General features: G+C 68.7%; 22 protein-coding genes. 8 read left to right on the top strand and 14 right to left on the bottom strand.

Annotated elements, in window-relative coordinates:
• Positions 1-114 precede the first annotated feature (114 nt).
• Both ACIOHP_RS10510 and ACIOHP_RS10505 read right to left on the bottom strand, forming a co-directional pair.
• Positions 115-765, bottom strand: coding sequence for a hypothetical protein (locus tag ACIOHP_RS10510; protein ID WP_401885474.1), 651 nt, complete (start codon positions 763-765; stop codon positions 115-117).
• Between the two features lie 65 nt (positions 766-830).
• On the bottom strand, positions 831-1,373 hold the full coding sequence (locus tag ACIOHP_RS10505; RefSeq protein WP_361484732.1) for a helix-turn-helix transcriptional regulator: 543 nt from the start codon (positions 1,371-1,373) through the stop codon (positions 831-833).
• A gap of 100 nt (positions 1,374-1,473) precedes the next feature.
• Here ACIOHP_RS10505 and ACIOHP_RS10500 point away from each other — a divergent pair, with 100 nt between their 5' ends.
• The gene (locus ACIOHP_RS10500) at positions 1,474-2,217 is read left to right on the top strand and encodes a VOC family protein (protein WP_401885471.1); all 744 of its coding nucleotides are present in this window, start codon (positions 1,474-1,476) and stop codon (positions 2,215-2,217) included.
• A 55-nt stretch (positions 2,218-2,272) separates the two neighbouring features.
• Here ACIOHP_RS10500 and ACIOHP_RS10495 read toward each other — a convergent pair whose 3' ends face one another.
• The gene (locus ACIOHP_RS10495; protein WP_401885468.1) at positions 2,273-2,860 is read right to left on the bottom strand and encodes a TetR/AcrR family transcriptional regulator; all 588 of its coding nucleotides are present in this window, start codon (positions 2,858-2,860) and stop codon (positions 2,273-2,275) included.
• A gap of 99 nt (positions 2,861-2,959) precedes the next feature.
• Between ACIOHP_RS10495 and ACIOHP_RS10490 the strand changes: the two genes are divergently transcribed.
• Both ACIOHP_RS10490 and ACIOHP_RS10485 read left to right on the top strand, forming a co-directional pair.
• Positions 2,960-3,394: a nuclear transport factor 2 family protein gene (locus ACIOHP_RS10490; protein ID WP_401885465.1), complete on the top strand. Its 435-nt coding sequence runs from the start codon at positions 2,960-2,962 to the stop codon at positions 3,392-3,394.
• 79 nt (positions 3,395-3,473) lie between these two features.
• On the top strand, positions 3,474-4,067 hold the full coding sequence (locus ACIOHP_RS10485; RefSeq protein WP_361553454.1) for a DinB family protein: 594 nt from the start codon (positions 3,474-3,476) through the stop codon (positions 4,065-4,067).
• A 116-nt stretch (positions 4,068-4,183) separates the two neighbouring features.
• On the opposite strand, the gene ACIOHP_RS10480 is transcribed toward ACIOHP_RS10485, so the two are convergent.
• Complete coding sequence (locus ACIOHP_RS10480) at positions 4,184-4,540, bottom strand: helix-turn-helix domain-containing protein (protein WP_361553660.1); 357 nt, start codon at positions 4,538-4,540, stop codon at positions 4,184-4,186.
• Positions 4,541-4,588: 48 nt separating this feature from the next.
• On the opposite strand from ACIOHP_RS10480, the gene ACIOHP_RS10475 reads away from it, so the two are divergent.
• Positions 4,589-5,467, top strand: coding sequence for an NAD(P)-dependent oxidoreductase (locus tag ACIOHP_RS10475; protein ID WP_401885461.1), 879 nt, complete (start codon positions 4,589-4,591; stop codon positions 5,465-5,467).
• 9 nt (positions 5,468-5,476) lie between these two features.
• Here the strand turns inward: ACIOHP_RS10475 and ACIOHP_RS10470 are convergent, their stop codons facing one another.
• On the bottom strand, positions 5,477-5,953 hold the full coding sequence (locus ACIOHP_RS10470) for an HAD domain-containing protein (protein WP_401885459.1): 477 nt from the start codon (positions 5,951-5,953) through the stop codon (positions 5,477-5,479).
• Positions 5,954-6,174: 221 nt separating this feature from the next.
• Here ACIOHP_RS10470 and ACIOHP_RS10465 point away from each other — a divergent pair, with 221 nt between their 5' ends.
• On the top strand, positions 6,175-7,014 hold the full coding sequence (locus ACIOHP_RS10465) for a nitroreductase/quinone reductase family protein (protein ID WP_401885457.1): 840 nt from the start codon (positions 6,175-6,177) through the stop codon (positions 7,012-7,014).
• 7 nt (positions 7,015-7,021) lie between these two features.
• Here the strand turns inward: ACIOHP_RS10465 and ACIOHP_RS10460 are convergent, their stop codons facing one another.
• The 5 genes from ACIOHP_RS10460 to ACIOHP_RS10440 form a co-directional block, all read right to left on the bottom strand.
• On the bottom strand, positions 7,022-9,043 hold the full coding sequence (locus ACIOHP_RS10460; RefSeq protein WP_401885454.1) for a HelD family protein: 2,022 nt from the start codon (positions 9,041-9,043) through the stop codon (positions 7,022-7,024).
• A gap of 55 nt (positions 9,044-9,098) precedes the next feature.
• Positions 9,099-9,710 (bottom strand): TetR/AcrR family transcriptional regulator, encoded by a 612-nt coding sequence (locus tag ACIOHP_RS10455; RefSeq protein ID WP_401885451.1) that lies wholly within the window; start codon positions 9,708-9,710, stop codon positions 9,099-9,101.
• Positions 9,711-9,743: 33 nt separating this feature from the next.
• Entirely contained in the window at positions 9,744-10,658 is a 915-nt protein-coding gene (locus tag ACIOHP_RS10450; protein ID WP_401885449.1) for a hypothetical protein, read from the bottom strand.
• Between the two features lie 83 nt (positions 10,659-10,741).
• Positions 10,742-12,916: an aminoglycoside phosphotransferase family protein gene (locus ACIOHP_RS10445; RefSeq protein WP_401886396.1), complete on the bottom strand. Its 2,175-nt coding sequence runs from the start codon at positions 12,914-12,916 to the stop codon at positions 10,742-10,744.
• Between the two features lie 224 nt (positions 12,917-13,140).
• Entirely contained in the window at positions 13,141-14,028 is an 888-nt protein-coding gene (locus ACIOHP_RS10440; protein ID WP_401885445.1) for a GntR family transcriptional regulator, read from the bottom strand.
• A 172-nt stretch (positions 14,029-14,200) separates the two neighbouring features.
• Between ACIOHP_RS10440 and ACIOHP_RS10435 the strand changes: the two genes are divergently transcribed.
• Positions 14,201-14,383 (top strand): hypothetical protein, encoded by a 183-nt coding sequence (locus ACIOHP_RS10435; protein WP_401885442.1) that lies wholly within the window; start codon positions 14,201-14,203, stop codon positions 14,381-14,383.
• On the opposite strand, the gene ACIOHP_RS10430 is transcribed toward ACIOHP_RS10435, so the two are convergent.
• From ACIOHP_RS10430 to ACIOHP_RS10420, 3 genes are read right to left on the bottom strand one after another with little or no spacing between them, the layout of a single operon-like run.
• Entirely contained in the window at positions 14,380-15,285 is a 906-nt protein-coding gene (locus ACIOHP_RS10430) for a GntR family transcriptional regulator (protein WP_401886393.1), read from the bottom strand. The genes ACIOHP_RS10435 and ACIOHP_RS10430 overlap by 4 nt on opposite strands.
• Before the next feature lie 32 nt (positions 15,286-15,317).
• Positions 15,318-16,055, bottom strand: a complete 738-nt coding sequence (locus tag ACIOHP_RS10425) for an HAD family hydrolase (protein ID WP_401885439.1) — start codon at positions 16,053-16,055, stop codon at positions 15,318-15,320.
• Entirely contained in the window at positions 16,055-16,933 is an 879-nt protein-coding gene (locus tag ACIOHP_RS10420; RefSeq protein WP_361553481.1) for a winged helix-turn-helix domain-containing protein, read from the bottom strand. Before ACIOHP_RS10420 ends, ACIOHP_RS10425 begins: the two co-directional genes overlap by 1 nt.
• Before the next feature lie 223 nt (positions 16,934-17,156).
• On the opposite strand from ACIOHP_RS10420, the gene ACIOHP_RS10415 reads away from it, so the two are divergent.
• Complete coding sequence (locus ACIOHP_RS10415; protein WP_046258741.1) at positions 17,157-17,345, top strand: hypothetical protein; 189 nt, start codon at positions 17,157-17,159, stop codon at positions 17,343-17,345.
• 39 nt (positions 17,346-17,384) lie between these two features.
• On the opposite strand, the gene ACIOHP_RS10410 is transcribed toward ACIOHP_RS10415, so the two are convergent.
• Positions 17,385-18,293, bottom strand: a complete 909-nt coding sequence (locus ACIOHP_RS10410; RefSeq protein ID WP_401885435.1) for a winged helix-turn-helix domain-containing protein — start codon at positions 18,291-18,293, stop codon at positions 17,385-17,387.
• A gap of 183 nt (positions 18,294-18,476) precedes the next feature.
• Here ACIOHP_RS10410 and ACIOHP_RS10405 point away from each other — a divergent pair, with 183 nt between their 5' ends.
• Positions 18,477-18,659, top strand: coding sequence for a hypothetical protein (locus tag ACIOHP_RS10405; protein ID WP_307028972.1), 183 nt, complete (start codon positions 18,477-18,479; stop codon positions 18,657-18,659).
• The last annotated feature ends 147 nt before the right edge of the window (positions 18,660-18,806 follow it).

The following is an 18,806-nucleotide window of genomic DNA, read 5'->3' as shown; positions in this document are numbered from 1 at the left end:
CAGCACAACGCCCACCACCTGACTCGGATCGTCGTTACGCGGTCACCGTACCCGTAGAACGGGCCGGGCACCCCAGGGGTGCCCGGCCCGTCGTACCGGTACCGGCCGCCTCGCCTACTTCGCGGGCGGGGTCGTCTTCTTGGCGGTGGTCTTCTTCGCCGGGGTGGCCTTCTTGGCGGTGGTCTTCTTCGCCGGAGCGGCCGCGGCGGCCTGGGCCTCGGCGGGCTTCGGCTCTTCCTTGACCTCGACGGGCTCGGCCTTGGGCTCGACGGCCACGGCCAGCTCCTCGATCTCCTCGGCGGCCTCGCCACGCCAGGTCTTCACGGCCTGCTCGCCGTGCTCGGCGACCTTCTCGTAGGTCTCGCGGGCCTTCACGGCGTACTCGGCGGCGACACCGACGCCACGCAGGGCGAAGTCCTGGGCGCTCTCGCCGAACTTCTTCAGGTCGGCGTCGATGGTGGTGCCGAGCTTCTTGAGGTCGCCGTCCAGGGTCGCGATGAACTCGCCGACCTTGGTCTGGAGGGACTCCTGCGCCTCCTTGGCCTTGACGCCGGCCTCCTTGGCACGGGCGGCGGCCTTCTCCTGCACGGCCTTCGGGTCGGTGCCGCGCACGGCCTCGATACGGGCCGGGGCCTCGGCGCGCAGCTGCTCGACGATGCCGGGCACCTTCTTGGCCTCCTGGAGGGCGAGGTCACCGGCGCCGGCGAGGAAGTAGAGCGGGGTGGGGTCCGAAACGGCCTTGCGGATGTCGTCGGTGATGGCCATGGTGATGGTCCTCCCGGATCGCTTTCGTTTGAGGGTTTTGGTTCCGCGCTCGGTCAGCCGGTGTCTCAACTGGCCGTCTGCTGCGGGCCGGCGTCGCTGCCGTCGGTCGCGCGGGGGGCCGTGCTCTTCTTGCGGGTACGGCGCTTGGCAGTGCCGCCCCGGGCTTCTTCGCCCGGGATGTCTGCCGGTACGTCGACCGTGGTGGCCTCCGCCTCGGGAGCGGGTGCCCCCTGCGAGCCGGTCTCCTCGGTGTCGGTCCCGAATCCGTTCTCCTTGCGGAAGGACTCGTAGATCTGGAGCAGCACCTGCTTCTGCCGCTCGTTGAGCGTGGGGTCGGCGATGATGACGGCACGCGTCTCCACCTCGTCCCGGTCGCGCTCGGCGTCGAGGATGCCGGCGCGGACGTACAGCGTCTCGGCGGAGATCCGCAGCGCCTTGGCGACCTGCTGCAGCACCTCCGCGCTCGGCTTGCGCAGCCCGCGCTCGATCTGGCTCAGATACGGATTGGACACCCCGGCGGCGTCGGCGAGCTGCCTGAGCGAGAGCTGGGCGTTTCGCCGCTGCTCGCGCAGGTACTCACCGAGATTGCCGACGTTGAGCGATGCCATGACTCCACTGTGCCTCACCGTTGCTAACTATTGCAAGCAGGCGCTTGCAAAAGTGCTCCACGCCACTGATCCGGCGTAGTGGGTGCATAGGATCGTCCGCATGGCACTGCGACCTGTTCAGCTGAACATCAAGGCTGTCGACGGCTCGGCGGTCGGCCGGTTCTGGGCCCAGGCGCTCGGCTGGAACCTTTTCCGACCCGGTGTGACCACCTACGTCGGCCCCTCAGCCGAACTCGTCTGGCCGGACCCCGTCGCCGTCGGCATCGACGTCGTGCCGGTTCCCGAACCCAAGACGGCGACGAAGAACCGTGTGCACCTCGACCTCGCCACCACCTCCGCGGCCCATCAGGCGGAGTTGGTCGCGCGCCTGAAGGCTCTCGGTGCGACCCCCGTCGACGTGGGCCAGGGCGACGACGTGCCGTTCACGGTCCTCGCCGACCCGGAGGGCAACGAGTTCTGTGTGCTGGAGCCCCGGGAGATCCACCGGGACACCGGGCCGATCGCCGTGATGGTCGTCGACTGCGCGGATCCGCGGGCCATGGCCCGGTTCTGGGGCCAGGCGGTGGACTGGCCGCTGCACGAGGTGACCGACGACCATGCGCTGTTCCGCTCCCCCAAGGGTGTCGGCCCGTATCTCGAGTTCCTCCGCACGCCCGACGTGAAGACCGTGCCGGACCGTATCCATCTCGACCTGCTGCCCTACCCCGGCGACGACAAGGAGGCGGAGGTGACCCGGCTGCGGGCCCTCGGCGCCGTCGACCTCGACCTCGGCCAGGGCGATGTGCCGTGGACGTGCCTGACCGACCCGGAGGGGCACGAGTTCTGCGTCCTCGCCCCGTCCTGAGACGACACGGCCCGCCCGCATGTGCGGGGCGATCAGCTCGCGTCACTCACCGACGTCAGCCCGTCTGCCCCGTCTGCCCCGTCAGCGCCTTGATCGCCGGCCGCAGAAGTGCCGCGACGCGATCGGGCGGGGCGTCATGGAGGGCGGGCAGGGCGAGGAGCTGGTGCCCGACGGTGACGCCCAGGAGGGTGGTCACGATCAGGGCGGCGCGCAGTTCGGGGTCCTCGGCCGTCGGCAGGGTGGCGGCGACCCCGTCGATCTGCCGGGCGAGGGCGGCGCGGGCGTGGTCGGCCGCGGCCGGGTCGGTGAGCATGGAGCGCATCATCGCCAGCGTGCCCTCGGGCAGACCGCCGAGTTTGAGGCCGAGCGTGGCGATGAGCTGATCGACGAGCGCGTCGGTGTCGGCGGGTGCCGGTGACACGGGGAGCGCCTGCACCGCCTGCGAGAACAGCTCGCGCTTCGAACCGAAGTACTGCATGACCAGGGCCGGGTCCACACCCGCCGAGGCCGCCACGGCACGGATGGTGGTGCGGTCGAAGCCCTTCTCCGCGAACAGCTCCCGGGCGCTGTCGAGGATGCGCGCCTCGGTGGCCCGACGGCGGTCGGCGCGGGACCGATGGGGCGAGGAGGGGGACGTAGGCATCAATTCACTCTACAGACGTTGACCGAATCACCCCGTCGTCCTTACGGTGATTGGGTCAACGCTTGTTGAGTGAAAGACCGTACGACCGGGGTGGTCACCATGTCCGAACCGCAGCTCCCCGTCCTCCGCTCCCCACGCGAGGTACTGGCCCGCTACTACCGGGCCATGGTCGACAAGTCCGCGGACGACCTCGCCGACCTGTACGCCGTGGACGCGGTGCACGAGTTCCCGTTCGCCGTCCCCGGCTTCCCGCCTCGCTACGACGGTCGTGAGGCCGTACGTGCGGGGTACCAGGTGGCCTGGGGCGCAAGTCCCGCCCGGGTGGACGAGATCAGGAAGGTCGCGGCCTACGAGACCACCGAACCCGGAGTGATCGTCGCCGAGCATGTCGTGGCGGGGTCAGTACTGTCGGTGCCGCCCCGGCGCACCGTCTTCACCGTCCCCGGCCTGCTGATACTCCACGTCCACGACGGACTGATCACGCGGGCGCGCGACTACATGGACGCATCGGGGGTCACCGGCGCCCGCGGTTGAGCGCCCGGGACGGCCGTCCTCCTGACCGTCCGTGCGAAAAGCGGTGCGCGAAGATCGCCCGCGTCACAGACTGGCACACATGACCGAAACGGATCCCAAGGACGTCCTCCGCTTCTACCTCCAGTCGGCCCGCGACGCCCTCCTCTGGAAGCTCGACGGGCTCTCCGAGTACAGCGTCCGCCGCCCCCTGACACCGACCGGAACCAACCTCCTGGGGCTGGTGAAGCACGCGGCCGGCGTGGAGTTGGGGTATCTGGGCGACACCTTCGGGCGCCCGTCCGGGGAGCGGCTCCCCTGGCTCGACACCGCCGCCGAGAGCAACGGCGACATGTGGGCCACCGCCGACGAGTCGCGCGAGGACATCGTGGGCCTGTACCGCCGGGCATGGGCGCACGCGGACGCGACGCTCGACGCGCTCGCCCTGGACACCGTCGGCAGGGTGCCGTGGTGGCCGAACGGCAAGGACGAGGTCACGCTGCATCACGCGATGGTCCGCGTGATCGCCGACACGCAGCGGCACGCCGGGCACGCCGACATCCTCCGGGAGCTCCTGGACGGTGCCGTCGGGATGAACCAGGGCAACGACAGCATGGCCTCGCAGGACCCGGCCTGGTGGGAGGCCTACCGGGAACGGCTGGAGCGTGCGGCTCGGGAGGCAGACCGGAAGAGCTGACCAAGTACCCACAAAAAAGTGGGTACTTGGCAGCGGGACCGGGTGGATCGGAAGCTGGTCACGAAGGGCCGGCGAAGGAAAGGGGATCGGAAGCCGGGATCGGGAACCGGGAGCGATCAGGAAGCGGCCTGCTTCTCCATGTGGCGGTGGCCCCAGTCGGACAACGGGGCCAGCAGCTCGGAGAGTTCACGGCCGAAGGCGGTCAGTGAGTAGACCGTCTTGAGCGGCAGGACGTCGTGCACCTCCCGGTGCACAAGACCGTCCGTCTCCATCGAGCGCAGCGCCTGCGTCAGCACTTTCTCGCTGAGGCCGGGCAGTTGCCTGCGCAGCTCACCGGGCCGTTGCGGACCGGCCTCCAGCAGCCACAGCAGCGAGGTCTTCCACTTGCCGTCGATCACCGCGATCGCGGCGGTCACTCCGCAGGTGTTCATGTCCAGGACCCGCGCGCAGCCCATCTCCGCCCCCTTCGTCATCATTCGTAACGGCCTGCCAAGGGCCACTGTTCCCAAGGGAGTTGCAGCATGCCCGAGTCCTCTTCCGTCACCGTCCTCGGCCTGGGCCCGATGGGCCGCGCGCTGGCCGGTGCCTTCCTGGACGCCGGTCTGCGGACCACGGTCTGGAACCGCACCCCGGGCCGGGACCTCGACCTCAAAGAGCGCGGGGCGATCAGCGCCCCCTCGGCCGCCGAAGCGGTCGCCGCGAGCCCGCTGACGGTCGTCTGCGTGGTCAACTACGACGCCGCCGACACCTTCCTGCGTACGGAATCCGTCACCGACGCCCTCAAGGGCCGTACCGTCGTCAACTTCTCCAGCGACGCCCCCGACCGCGCCCGCCGCGCCGCGGACTGGGCCGCCGAGCACGGCATCCGCTATCTGGACGGCGCGATCATGACGCCGATCACGACCATCGGCACGCCCCACGCGGTGTTCTTGCACAGCGGCCCCGAGGACCTCTACGCCGAGCACCGCCCCGCCCTGGACGCGCTGGGCGGCACCCACACCCACCTCGGCGCGGACCCCGGCCGGGCAGCCGCCCACGACATCGCCCTGCTCGACATCTTCTGGACGGCCACCGCGGGCTATGTCCACGCCCTCGCGCTGGCCCGCGCCGAGGGCATCACCGCCCGCGAACTGGCTTCCTTCGCCCAGGGCATCGGCGCGATCCTGCCGCCGCTGTTCGCCGAGTGGGCGGACGACATCGACGAGGGCACCTACTCCGGCGAGGGCAACCCGCTGACCTCCTCGGTCTCCTCGATGGCCCACATCGTCCACACCGCCGAGGCACACGGCATCGACTCGGCCGTACTGCGCGCCGCCGAGGGCCAGGCCCGCCGCGCCGTCGGTCTGGGCCACGGCACGGACGGCATCACACGGCTGACCGAGCTGCTGGGCCGCCGCTGATCCGGTGCACTACGGCCGCCGGGACCGCAGCCAGTCCGCTACGACCGTGAAGTCCGCGTCGGTGATCCCGTACCGGTGATCGACGCGGTGGAGCAGGGCCGGTACGGGGTGATCCGCCGCCCGTGCCCGGTCCGCCGCACCGATCTCGTCGTCGATCCAGACGAAGGGTCGCCCGGCCGCCCGGTCGAGGAGGGGCAGTGTCTTCCAGTGCAGGGCGCCATCCCCCTCGCCGGCCGGGTCCGGCCAGTCCACGGCCGGCAGCGGGGGCAGCCCGAGCCAGGGGGCGAGGAGGTCGTTGGCGTCCTCCGTCGCCCAGGTCGTGGCCCATACGAGCTCGCAGCCCAACGCCGTGAGCCGCGACCCCAGTCCGGGATCGACACGGCTCAGCAGAGGGTGCCTGGCGGCCGCCGCACCGCCGTACACCGGATACGGCCGCGAGGACCCGAACGGCAGGATCGTCCCGTCGATGTCGAGAAAGAGAATCATCGGCAGCCAGCATGCACCGCCCGCGCCCCCGTGCACCGATATTCGGTGGCGCCGTTCATGACCGCGGGGCTACCGTCCCTCCCATGACTGCCGGGTTTGCGGCCACGCGCCGCGCGACAGTTGGGTACCCGGCCTCCGAGTGAGGCCGGTGCGGGCCAGAGGTCCGCCGTCTTCTCTTCGCCCTTGCCTCCCAGAGACCAGCGACGAAGAGAAAGAAGAGAATGCCCAACGACTTCAACCAGCCGATCATCGACGAGTTCCGGGCCGGCAACGGCCGCGTCGGCGGCATGTTCGAGGGTGCCCGGCTGCTCCTGCTGACCACCACCGGCGCCCGCACCGGCACCCCGCACACCACCCCCCTCGGCTACCTCCCCGACGGCGGCGACCGCGTCCTGGTCATCGCCTCCGCGGGCGGCTCCCCCAGGCACCCGGCCTGGTACCACAATCTCCGCGCGAACCCCCAAGTGACCGTCGAGAGCGGCGCGTTCATCTACGAGGCCCGGGCCGTCGTCCTGGAGGGCGAGGAGCGCGACCGGTCGTTCGCGCGGGCGGTGGAGGCGGAGCCGGGCTGGGCGGCGTACCAGGAGAAGGCCGGCGACCGGGTGATCCCGGTGGTCGCCCTGTACGAGAACGCGGCACCCGGTCCGCCGAACATCCGGGCCGGCTCCATGGGCGAGGCCATCAAGCTCGTCCACGACAACTTCCGCCACGAACTCGCCCTGATCCGTGAGGAGATGCGCAAGAACACCGGCTCGACCCTCGGCGCCCAGCTCCGCGTCAACTGCCTCACCTTCTGCCAGGGCATCCACAACCACCACACCGGCGAGGACCAGGGCCTGTTCCCCTTCCTCGCCGGCCGGCACCCCGAAGCCGCCCCCGTGCTGGCCCGCCTGGGCGAGGAGCACGAGCGGATCGCCGCGCTGGTGGAGGAGCTGAAGCAGGTGGTGTGGACGGCGGCCGAGCCCGCCACGGCCCAGGCGGAGGTGGAACGGCTCGCGGCCGAACTGGAGACCCATCTGACCTACGAGGAGGAGCAGTTGATCCCTCTGCTGGGCGGCTGAGGCCCTTTCACAGGGGCAGCGGCCGTCCGTGCACCACCTCCAGCCCCGACACCGCCCGCGTGAGCACCACGTACAGCCGGTGCAGCCCTCGCTCCTCCGCCTCGGCGATCGCCGCGGGCTCGACGGCGACGACATGGTCGTACTCGAGCCCCTTGACCAGCGTCGCCGGTACGAGGGTCACGCGGGCGCCCAGGTCGTCGGGGCCCGCGGTGTCGAGGCCCGCGGCGTGGAGGGCCGCTCGCACCCGGGGCACGTCCGCGTCGGCGGCGACGACACCGATCGACCCCTCCCTCAGGAGCGCGTCGCGCACGGCGGCCACGACCGCGCCGGGCACGTCGTCCCCGGCGTCCCGGATCCGCAACTCCCCGTCTCCGCGCAGCGATCGCGAGGCCGGGACGTCGACGTCCAGCCGCTCCAGAAGCCGGTTGGCCAGGCCTACGACGGCCTCGGGCACCCGGAAACCGGTCGTGAGCGGCACGACGGCGGCGTCCGGGCGGCCGAGGTGCGCGAGCTGGTCGGACCAGGTCCGCGCCGCCCACGGCGTGGTGCCCTGCGCCAGGTCCCCCAGCACGGTCAGCGACCCGAAGGAGGCCCGCCGGGCGATGGCCCGGCACTCCATCGGGGAGAGGTCCTGGGCCTCGTCGACCACGACATGGCCGTATGCCTCGGGATGTTCGATCAGCCCGTCGGCCTCGTCGAGGAGCACGAGGTCGGCGGCCGACCAGCGTGCCGACTTCCACGATCGCGGCGGCTTGTCCCACAGCAGCGCCTTCTGCTCGTCGGCGTCCAGCACCCCGTCCGCGGCCCGCTCCAACACCCCGGGGTCCGTGAGGAGTTCGGCGACGACCTCCTCCGGCCGCACACGGGGCCACACGGCATCGACGTACGCGCTGATCGCCCGCGCCCGCTCGATCCTGCGCACCCAGGAGTTCGGCACCGGCCCCTCGCGCCGCTCGGCCTGCGCCCGGACGTACGCCACGACCCGCGCCCGGACCCGCTCCCGCCCGACACCGTACGGCGGCGCCTCGGCCCGCACCCCCGCCACGATCCGCACCAGCTCACCGGCCGGCACCCGCCACCGGTACGACCCGTCGGGAATCGCCAGCCCCTCCACGACCTCCGCGGACACCCGCGCGTACAGTGCCCGGCGCAGCACCTCCGCCATCCGCCCGTCGTGCTTGACGGCGGCGGTACGCCCGTCGTCCTCACCCCTGACCGGATGCCGCGCGATCTCCTCCTGGAGGGTGGCCTGCCGTACGCCGGTCTCGCCGAGCGCGGGCAGCACCTGGGAGATGTACGCCAGGAAGGTGCGGTTGGGGCCGAGGATCAGCATGCCGCCGCGGCGGATGCGCTGCGGGTGGGTGTAGAGCAGATACGCGGCCCGGTGCAGCCCGACGGCGGTCTTGCCGGTGCCCGGGGCGCCCTGCACGCACACGGAGGCGCGCAGATCTCCTCGTACGAGATCGTCCTGCTCGGGCTGGATGGTCGCGGCGATGTCCCGCATGGGCCCGACGCGGGGCCGCTCGATCTCCCGCAGCACGATGTCCCCGACCCGGTCCTCACCCTCTTCGAGATGCTCGTCCTCCAGTCCGGTGAGGTCGGCGGAGTCCCCCCGGCTGCCCGGCGCCCACCCGAACCGCCGCCGCACGGCGACGCCCTGCGGGTCGCGTGCGCTGGCCTGGTAGAAGGCGCGCGAGACGGGAGCGCGCCAGTCGACGACGAGGGGTGGGGCGGCGGGGTGCTCGCTGATCCGCAGCCGCCCGATGTGCAGCGTCTGCCGGTCATCGGACGAATCCAGCCGCCCGAAGAACAACGGCCCCTCGGGCAGCTCCCGCATCTCCTTGGCCCGGCTGCGCAGCCGGTACCCGAGCACTTCGGCGTCGGCACCGGAGGCGGAGACGTCCTCGCCGGTGACGACCTGTTCCTGGGCACCGTCGACCATGGCGGCGAGGGCGGCGCGGCAGGTGTCGTGGTGGGTGCGTTCGAGGTGGAGGGCGTGCTGGAGTCGGCCTGGGTCGGGTGACGTCATGGGGTCGAGCGTACCGAAATAACGTAACCGAGTTAAATTTTTTACCGAGCCTCGCTCACGCCAGGTGCGGCAACCCCGCCTCCAGCAGATCGAAGGCCCGCTCGGCGGCGGCAACGGCATCCGCCCGCACGACACCCGCGTCCTCGCCGCCGGTGACCCGCCGCCAGTTCTCCTGGGCCAGCACCCGCCGCACCGCGATGATCTGCCCGGCGGCGAGCCGTGCGTCGAGATCACCGCCGAGGGCTTCGGCGAGGGCCTCCTCGGAGCGTTCGAGGTGGGCGTACATGCGGGCGACGAGGGCGGGGGTGCCGTAGAGCAGGTCGTAGAAGGCGAGCACGGCGGGGTGATCACTGAGCCCGGTGATGGGATCCGACCGCTCGATCCCACCGAGGAAGTCCCGCCGAAGCGAAACGAGCGGCGCGACGTCCGGGGCGCCCGCCACCACCCGCGCGGCCTCGTCCTCGTGATCGGCGATGCGGTGGAAGACGAGGTCTTCCTTGGTCGGGAAGTACCGGAAGAGGGTCGGCTTGGAGATCTCGGCTGCGGCGGCGATCTCGGCTACGGAGACGGTGTCGTAGCCCTTCTCCAGGAAGAGGCGGACGGCGGTGTCCGAGAGGGTTTCGTACATCCGCTGCTTCTTGCGTTCGCGCAGGCCGATCTCGCTCATGGGTCGAGCGTAAAGGGGCGGGGGGAGCCTCGGTCACTGTGCCGGTGCCGGAGCCGGGACAGGTGCCGGCCCTCGTCGCCAGCTCGGCTGTAGCGAGAGGTTCCACAGGTCGTCCAGGTGCTTGCTCCACGTGGCGACGATGGCCCGGGCGTCGTCACCCGCACCCCGGGACCAGACGCTGAGGTCGGTGCGGTAGCCCTTGGGGTCGTAGAACTCGGGTCCGCCGCTGCGGAGCATGCTGCGGGCCGAGACGTTGTAGAGGCCGTGGAGCACCTGTTCCCGGTTGAAGATGCAGACCTTCTCCCTGGGGATGCCCGGGTAGACCCGGTACTCGCACTCCGCGCTCACCCTGCCCAGGGCGTTGAGGCGGTCCTCGAGTCCTGACAGGGTCTCGTCGTAGTCCTTGCACTTCTCTTCCAGGCACCTGCGAAAACCTGGGTCGTCCACCGGCACCCCGTCCTCGCCCACGCGCGACGGCACGGTCATCGGCTGCCCGAAGTCCGGTATCAGAACCCTGACCGACACATGCCGGGTCGGGCCGGGGTCTTCGAGGAGTCCCTCAAGGCGGTAGAAGAGTTCGTTGCAGAGTGTCTCGCCGGTGTAACCGAGGAAGTGGATCTCCACTTCCCGGGAACGGAACGCCTCGGTCACGAAGGTTCCCAGTTCCCGCGACTCGACCTGGACCCGTCGCGGCAGCCGGAGCGTCAGGGCCAGATCCTTGAGCGTGTCATACAGGACATAGCCGACCAGGCTGAGCAGAGCGCCACCGAGGAACGCCTTGTCCTCCAGGGCGTCGCCGACCGGGCGCACGAACTGCGCGGTCAGACCGGTGACGAAGATCGTCATCAGCAGGACGCGGATGACGATCGGTTCGTAACGGGCCTGAAGACGCCTCCAGTGCTCGCCCACACCACGGTCGGCGGACCCTCCGCTCTTCCGCTCAGACACGCGCCCCCCTTTGATCTCGCCGAACTCCGACGGACCGTCACACAGCTTTGAACAAGGCGGATTTCGGCTCGACCATGCTCCTCTCAGGCCAGAGCGCGGGCAAGATAGGGGTTCGCAGCGGAACGGATCGGCAGGCCGAGAGATCCCTTCGCTGCCGCCAGTGTCATCGCGTAGGAGTCCACGGCGCGGCGGACGTTGGGCACGTCCAGGCTCGCACCCGTCACCAGGCGGTCGAGGTCCACATAAGCCGAGCGCACGGTCTCGAACCAGCGATAGACACGCCAGTCCCGCTTCCAGCCTGCCGTATAACCGTGGTCCAGCCGCTTCTCCCAGCGGCGGAACATACGATCGCGGATCTCCCGCCGCGTCGGGGTGAGATGCATGTGCCGGACCAGGTCGTAGAGCGGATCGCCGATGACGGCCAGTTCCCAGTCGATGATAGTCAAGGCGAGTGCATCGCCACGGCGGACGAGGTTCCACGGGTTCAGGTCCCCGTGCAGGAGGGCGGCTCTGCGGTCGTTCACCTTGTGCCGGGCCAGGATGCCTTTGAGCCGCTGATCGTCGGGCAACCCGATACGTCGTGCCAGCTGTTGCGACTCTTTCGGCAACTCTTTAACCAGAGCGACGAGTTGGTCGCTCAGCCAGGTGTAGAAGCTGCCCTCGCCGGCGACCGGGTCCAACTCCCTGTGGTCGATCCTCGTCAACGCGCAGAGCTGGTCCACGAGACCGTCCGCCTCGTGCGGCAGCAGACCGTGCACCGGATGGTCGGGAAGCCGGTCGTGCTCGCGCGGCCCTTCGTAGGTGTGGATGCCGAAACTTCCCCCCCGGTAGCTCGTACCCAGAGCGAGGATCTTCGGCGCCGCCACCGGGACCTTCGATGTCTCGATGACCCGCAGGACAGCGTGCTCGCTGAGGAATCCCCGCTCACGCCGGCAGACATCGGCCCTCTTGCGCCGTACGACGACGGGAAAGTCGACAGTCGGCACCGGGACCACCGAGCTTACGTGCCCTGTGCCCTTGAAGACCCGACTGGCCGGGACCGCGCCCTCCGCCAGCAGCGCATGACGCACCGCCGAGCGGGGAAAGTCAGGGTGTTCCGGGAAACGCGGATCGGGGCTCCAGTTGCCGTCCTTGACGGACAGTCCGAGGCCGCCCTTTCGGCCCGCGAGCCACCGGAGGAGAATCCGCTCGATCCTCTGATCACTCGGGATGACAGCGAGTCTGAGCGGTTCGGCCGCCGCCTCCAGCGCCCGGCGCACCGCGCTCTTCGCCGCGTCCAGCCCTTTCTGGTCGGGCGAGTCCGGCAGGGACTGCACGGCCCGCATCACGTCGGGGTAGACGGACTGCGCCCGCTCGAAGGCAATGTAGTGCGGCAGATCCCTGGTCAGGCCCCGGACGGCCGCCGGACGGACCTGCTGCATGGCGGCCGCCCAGGCCTCGATCACCTCGCCCCGCTGATGAACCGGGTACTGCATGCGCTCGATATGCGTCGCGAGGTCGTGCAAGGGATCCCCGTAGGTCGCCAGTTCCCAGTCGACGCAGATGAGGGGCGGGTCGCCGCCGTACGACATGACCAGGTTGTCGCGGTGTAGGTCGGTGTGGAGAAGACCGAACGGTCGCCGGGACATGACGGGAACCCGATCGGCCAACTGCTTCATGGCCTCCTCCGGGATACCGAGTGCCTTGAACAGCCCGCCGAAAGCAGCCCAATTGGGCTGACGAACCTGCTGGTCGGTCATCAACACCAGCGTCCGCAGAAATCCCTGGCTGTCCCAGTCGTCGCCGGGCCAGACATCCGGCAGGGGCGGCAACGCGTCTCTGCCCACCTGGGTCATCCTGGCGAGCAGGTCAGCCATCGCCTTGATGAGTATCGTGTCGACGGGCTTGCCGTTGTCGCACACGCGGGAGAGTGGCACACCCTCCACATAGGAGTGGATGGCGAACCCGTCGGCCTTGACGAGGCAGTCCGGGACATGCGGCAGAACGGTCTTGATGGCGTTGAGGATCTCCGCCTCGTCAGGCCATGTCCTGATCACCACGGGCAACGCCTCGGCGCGCCGAATACGTACAGTCACCAATGTGCCGGTCTTGCGGCGGGCCAGCCTGGCCACGTCCGCTGTCAGGGGCAGCACGTAGTTCTGGTTGTGGTGACCTCTGCTCGCTACACCCTGCCGCGTGGCACGCTCGACGAACGCCTCGACATCGGCGGATCTGGCGCGCTCCCCGGGGTGGGAACCGGGAGGAGATACTGCGCCCACTGGCCGCTCCGGGTGTGACTCACGCAGGGGACTGGGGAAGGTACGGCAAGCACAAACACTAGGTGTCGGTTGTAACAAGCACGACCGGAGTTCGGCTCGAATCGCCACAAAGAGTGGTTTGCAACTTTTCTTGGCCAAGGTGTCTGAGATTGACGTGTTCGCCTTCTCCCATACGCGCAAAACAGAGCGGTTGCTCAGGCGGTGTGGGGATGCTATCGGACTCGTCAAGGCTCTTCCGTGCGGGGTGGGGCTGCTTCCTCGGCAAGGTTGTCCCAGATCGAGTCGAACCACGCCTGCATGCGGCTCACGAAGACAGAGCCAGCCGAGTCGAGGTCGGCATCCTTCACATGGTGCGTCAGAGTGGCGCCGACTCCGAGGGCGTCCAGGGCGGGAATCTCCTCGCCGTTCTCGAGGACGACGGTGCGCTTGATGACCTCGTACGGCGCATGCAATGCCTCGACACCGTTGAGCAGGTAGAGCTTGCATGTCGGGGTCAGCGGCGCATGACGGATATGCGTCTCGACGGACGGAACCAACTGCTCGACCCGGAGCTCGTTCAGCACCGTCCGCAATGAGCCGCTATGCCTCCGCGTGAGGGCGAGCCGACGCTCTCGCAGTCGCCCATCATCCTTGTCGGCCAGGACCCTGGGATAGGGAAGCGCCAGCGACTCCGAGGGCAGCAGCATCCGCAGGGTGATGCTCTGAGGACTGATCTCGCCCATGCGGATCCGCTCGGCTTGGAGGCGGATGTGCGCGTCCAGCGATTCCGAAGTCAATGTATAGACATCCAGGCTGACTTCAGGCCGAGAGAACGCCTCACCAATGAGGGGCCCTAGCGTCAGTTTGCCCGGCTTAGCCGTGGAGGACTGTATGTCCTGCCGCCTGATAACCCGGGACCCACTCCCCTGGCGGGTTTCGATCCAACCCTCACTACTGAGCTCCTTGAGCACCCGCTGCACAGTGTCGCGCGAGACACCGAACTCCTGGGCGAGCTCGCGCTGCGGCGGCAGAAATGACTTGAGGGGATAGATCCCGTCAGCCATGCGAGCCCGCAGCGCATCCCCGACGCGCTCGAACTCCCTGCCACCGTCACCTGTGCCGCTCTCACTCACACATCGACCGTACCGCTCCCCCTCCCCAAGCAAACCACTTTCAGTCCAATTGGCATTCCAACTTGACCACGAGTTAAGGGATCAAGGGACACGGGCAGAACCAGATTACGTCAACCAGTCCAATTGGAACGAGAGTTGATCGCTTCCCGGAAAGTGGCAGATGGGGGTAGTCATGGTCGTCGTTCAACTGCTGTCCGCAGCCTTGCTCGTGGGCCTGGACCAACTGTTCCAGTCGAGGTACGGAGCGCTCGGCGTCCTGTGCCTCTTCCTCCTCGCGGTGGGCCTCAAGGCACGCAACACGGCATGCCTGTCCGTCGGCGCCGTGATCTTCGTCCTGCTGATGACGCAGGCCTAGGAACGCTCCGCGAGGACATTCCAGCAGGAGTCGAACCACGCCTGCATGCTCTCGATGAACACGGATCCCGGGGCATCTGGGTCGCCCTCGTCATTGACGTGCCGGGTCAGCGTCGAGCCGAGGCCGAGCACGTCCCGGGCTTCGACCTCCGTGAGGTCGTCCAGCAGAATGGTGCGCTCCACCACTTCGTACGGCCCGAACAGCGCCTCGACGCCGGGGCGCAGATAGAGCTTGAACGTCGGAGTCAGCGGCACATGCCGCACCTGCACGTCGATGTCCCCGACCAGCCCCTCGGCCTTCAGGTCGAGCAACGCGATGCGCATCGACGTGGTGTGCCGACGGGTGATCGCGCGGAGCCGCTCCTGCAACCGGTCCGGTTGGCCTGGTTGCCGCTGCGGTTCCTCCTCCCCCTCCGGCTTCTTGGCTCGGGGGTAGGGAAGATCGAGCGACTCCGAGGGCAGCAGCATGCGGAGCTTGATGTGCTCGGGATGGATCTCGCCAAGTCGGATGCTCTCGGCCTGGAGCCGGATATGGGCGTCCAGAGACTCAGAGGTCAGGGTGAACACGTCCAGTTGCACGATCGACTGAGCGAAGGCCCGCTCGATGAACGTGCCGAGAGCCGCACGCACCCGGGGCGTCTCCAGCTTGGGCGGCAGTCCCACATGGGTCGGACTCTTCACGACACGCGATCCTCTGCCCTGCCGGGATTTGATCCAGCCCTCGCTGTTCAGTTCGCGCATGACCCGCTGCACCGTGTCGCGCGACACCCCGAATTCTTCCGCGAGTTGACGCTGCGGCGGGATCTGGGAGCCGACTGCGTAGGTACCGACGGCTATCCGGGTCCGCAGCGCCTCCAGGACACGCTCGAACTCGGTACCGCTCCCGTCGCCGCGTTCCCCCATCACGACGTGACCGTACCCCTCTGGCCTACGCCTCAGGCCTGTTCCAGAACCACGGCCCTGACCACCTCCAGTGAACTCACCACCACCGAAGCACCAGCCTCCCGCAACACCTTCTCCTTGCGCGCGTTACGCGCGTAGCCGAGGAACGGCACGCCCGCGCTCCGAGCAGCCTCGTAGTCGGTGTCGCTGTCGCCGATCATCAGGGCGGACGAGGGAGCCGCGCCCATCGCGTTCAGGGCGCGGTTGAGGCAGTGCGGGTCGGGCTTGAGACGGTGGAGGTCCTCGGTGCGGCCGTAGATGTGGGGGGTGAAGCAGGAGATCAGGCCCCGGGACGAAAGGTATCTGCGGACGACCCTGGGGGAGTTGTTCGTCGCTATCGCCAGGCGGGAGCCGACCGCAGTCCAAGTGCGGATCAGGACGTCCGCGTACGCCGTCGGCATCGCCGAGGCCGCGGCGCGCAGTTCCTCCTGGGTGAGCCGCTCCTCCAGTTCCGCGACCAGGTCACTGCCGGGGTGCCGGCCGTCCACGGCGCGCAGGACGACATGAGGGTCGAGGGACTCCCGTTCGTCCTCCGTCACCAGGCCGTGCAGGCCTCGGCTCTCCAGCCACTCGACCAGCCCCCTCGCCACCCCGTCCGCCGTGTGCCCGGCGAACAGGCGGCAGATCGGACCGTCGAAGTCCCACAGGACGACTCGGGCGCGGGTGATCAGTTCGCGGAGTTCCTCGAGTTCTGCTGTCACCGCTTCAGTCTGCGTCGTATCAGAAGTCACTAGGAGAGTGTCAGGTCCGTCGTGATGGTTTCCCAGAGGGCGTCGAACCACTTCTGGGATTCCTCCACGAACGCCCCGTCCCGCTGGCTCGCCGCCTTCACGAAGGAGAAGAGGACGGACTGGGAGCCGAGGGCGTCGTACATCTCCAGGGTCTGGCTCTCGTACTCCTCCTCGCGCTTCTCCAGCATGTAGTAGCCGAGCAGCACTTCTTCCTCGTTGAGCAGGTACATCTTCACCGGCGGGGTGAAGGGCAGCGCGCGGAAGGTGATCCGGACGTCGATGCCGTGGGTGGAGCGGACGGCGTTGAGGTTGTACTTGAGGACGTGCGCCTGGGCGTTGCGCATCTCCAGCCACCGCTGGTGGACCGGGTCCTCCTCGACGTCGCGGTCGATCAGTACCGGGAAGGCGAGGTTGATGTCCCGGGACGGCAGCAGGACGCGGAAGTTGATCGACTCGGGGTGGATCCTGCCCTCGTGGATCCGGCGGAGTGAGTCGCCGAGGGCCAGCATCAGGGTCTCGGAGGTGTGACTCACGACGTCCACGCGCACGTGCTTCGCCGTGAACGCCTCCGACAGCCGCGGCGCCAGCCCCACCATCGTCGGCTGCGGCGCCCCCCGGACCGGCGCCGGCTCCGCGATCCTCGGCGGGCTCCCCTTGCTCACGTTGCTGAGCAGCCCGTCCTCCTGGAGGGCGCGCAGGGCCTGGCGGACGGCACCGCGTTCGACGCCGAACTCCTCTGCCAACTCGGCCTGGGTGGGCAGGCGATCCCCCGTCTTGAGGTCGCCCGCGCGAATACGTTCCCGCAGGATGTCGGCGATCTCCTGGGGCGAAAGCCTTCTGCTGCCGTTCACTGCAACGTTCTCCTGGGTCACGACCAAACGCTACAACTCCGATCCATCTATGGGGAGTTGTTTGGAAGTTGTTTCGGACTACGGGCCAAGTGGGGACAACTATTACTGAGATGGTTGCCAACTTCGCCAAGTTGGCGGAAGTTTTGCCTCCTTGTCGCCCAACCCCCGCACATCCGAATCCCAGCACATCCAACCCCCCCGCACATCCGACCGCCCCGGATGCCCGCCTCACGCCCGAAGGGGGAACACCGTGCCAGCTCTCTACCTCCTCTCCGCCCTCCTCGTCACCGGCATCGAGCAGACCGTCCAGTGGAAGTACGGCGCCACCGGCATCGTCGGCCTGCTGCTGCTCACCATCGGCGTCAGGGCCAAGAGCCCGGCGCTGAGCTCCATCGGCGCCGTCGTGCTCGCCCTGCTGGTCGCGGGGCCCGCCCTATGACGGACAGGCGCCGCCCGGATCCGCCACTGTGGGAGACCTTCAGCTCGTGAGCGTCAGCTCCGAACTGATCGTCTCCCACAGTGCGTTGAACCACAGGTGGGACTGCTCGACGAAGGTGGTGTCCCGCAGGCCGGCGCCCTGGTCGAAGGCGAACAGCATCGACTGGGTGCCCTCGGCGTCGTACATCTGAAGGAACTCGTGGTCGATCTGCTCCTCGCGCTGGCTGAGGGTGTAGTAGGCGAACAGGGCCTCGGTGTTGTTGAGCAGGTACAGCTTCACCGGCGGGGTGAAGGGCAGCGCGCGGAAGGTGACCCGGACGTCGATGCCGTGCGTGGAGCGCAGGGCCAGCAGGTTGTGGCGGAGCACATGACCCTGGGCGTTGCGGTGGGCCAGCCAGTGGCGCTGCAGCCGGCCGTCCACCGAGGCGTCGACCGGGGCCGGGAAGGCGAGGTCGATGTCCCGGCTCGGCAGCAGGACGCGGACGTCGATCTTGGCCGGTTTCAGCTGCCCGGCGTGAATCTGGCGCAGGGGTTCGCCGAGGGCGAGGTTGAAGGAGACCGAGGTCAGACAGAGCGCGTCGATCTCGACGTGCGGGGTCGCGAAGGCGGCGGCTATCCGTGGGGCGAGGGCCACCATCGTGGGCTGCGGCGGGGCTCCGGGGCCGGTCAGCGCCCTGCCGAGGTCGGGGGCGACGGTCGCGGGGCTGCCCTTGGACACGTTGGTGAGCAGCTGCTCGGACTGCAGGATGCGCAGGGCCTGTCGTACCGCCCCGCGCTCCACTCCGAACTCGTCGGCCAGCCTGGCCTGGGTGGGCATGCGCTGACCCGGCCGCAGCTCACCGGACCGGATCCGGGAACGCAGCTCGTCGGCCACGTCACGATGTGATGTGTGTGACCGCTGTGACCTCTCCCGTCCATTGACGGAGGCGTGTTTCGGGTCCACAACCAAACACTACAACTTCCCGCCATCTTTGGGCAGTTCGGAGGAAGGTGGTTATGAGACGCATCCAAGCGGAGATAAGTACAGTGAAGTTGGTAGCCAACTTGCACAACATGGTCAAACTTCCAAAGGGTTGGTGCCACCAAGCCGCTTCAGACCTCGACAGGTAGTACCGCAACTGGGGGGATCGTCATGCCGCTCGCCATCGCCATCGCCGCCCTCGCCATCGGATTCGAGCAGCTCATCCAGTGGAAGTGGGGGCCGATGGGCATCATCGCCTTCGTCCTTCTCACCGTCGGCATCAAGGCAAAGAACACCATGGTCGGCGGTATCGGTGCGGCGATCCTCGTGATGCTGCTCGCCCAGTCCGGCTGACCGGACCGCCCAAGTCCGCGCAGTCGGCCGGTCGGGCTCCCTTCCGGAGGGGAGCCGGGAGCCCGGTCGGTCAGCACAGCCACAACTCCACATCGACAACTGAACACCGCTTCCGCTCAGCCACAACTAAAGAGCTACACAGCTACA

Origin of the sequence: Streptomyces sp. NPDC087859 (assembly GCF_044742595.1) — a bacterium.
GTDB classification, from domain to species: Bacteria; Actinomycetota; Actinomycetes; order Streptomycetales; family Streptomycetaceae; genus Streptomyces; species Streptomyces canus_F.
The sequence above is the reverse complement of the archived record's forward strand: the minus strand, read 5'-3'. Positions and strand labels throughout refer to the sequence as shown.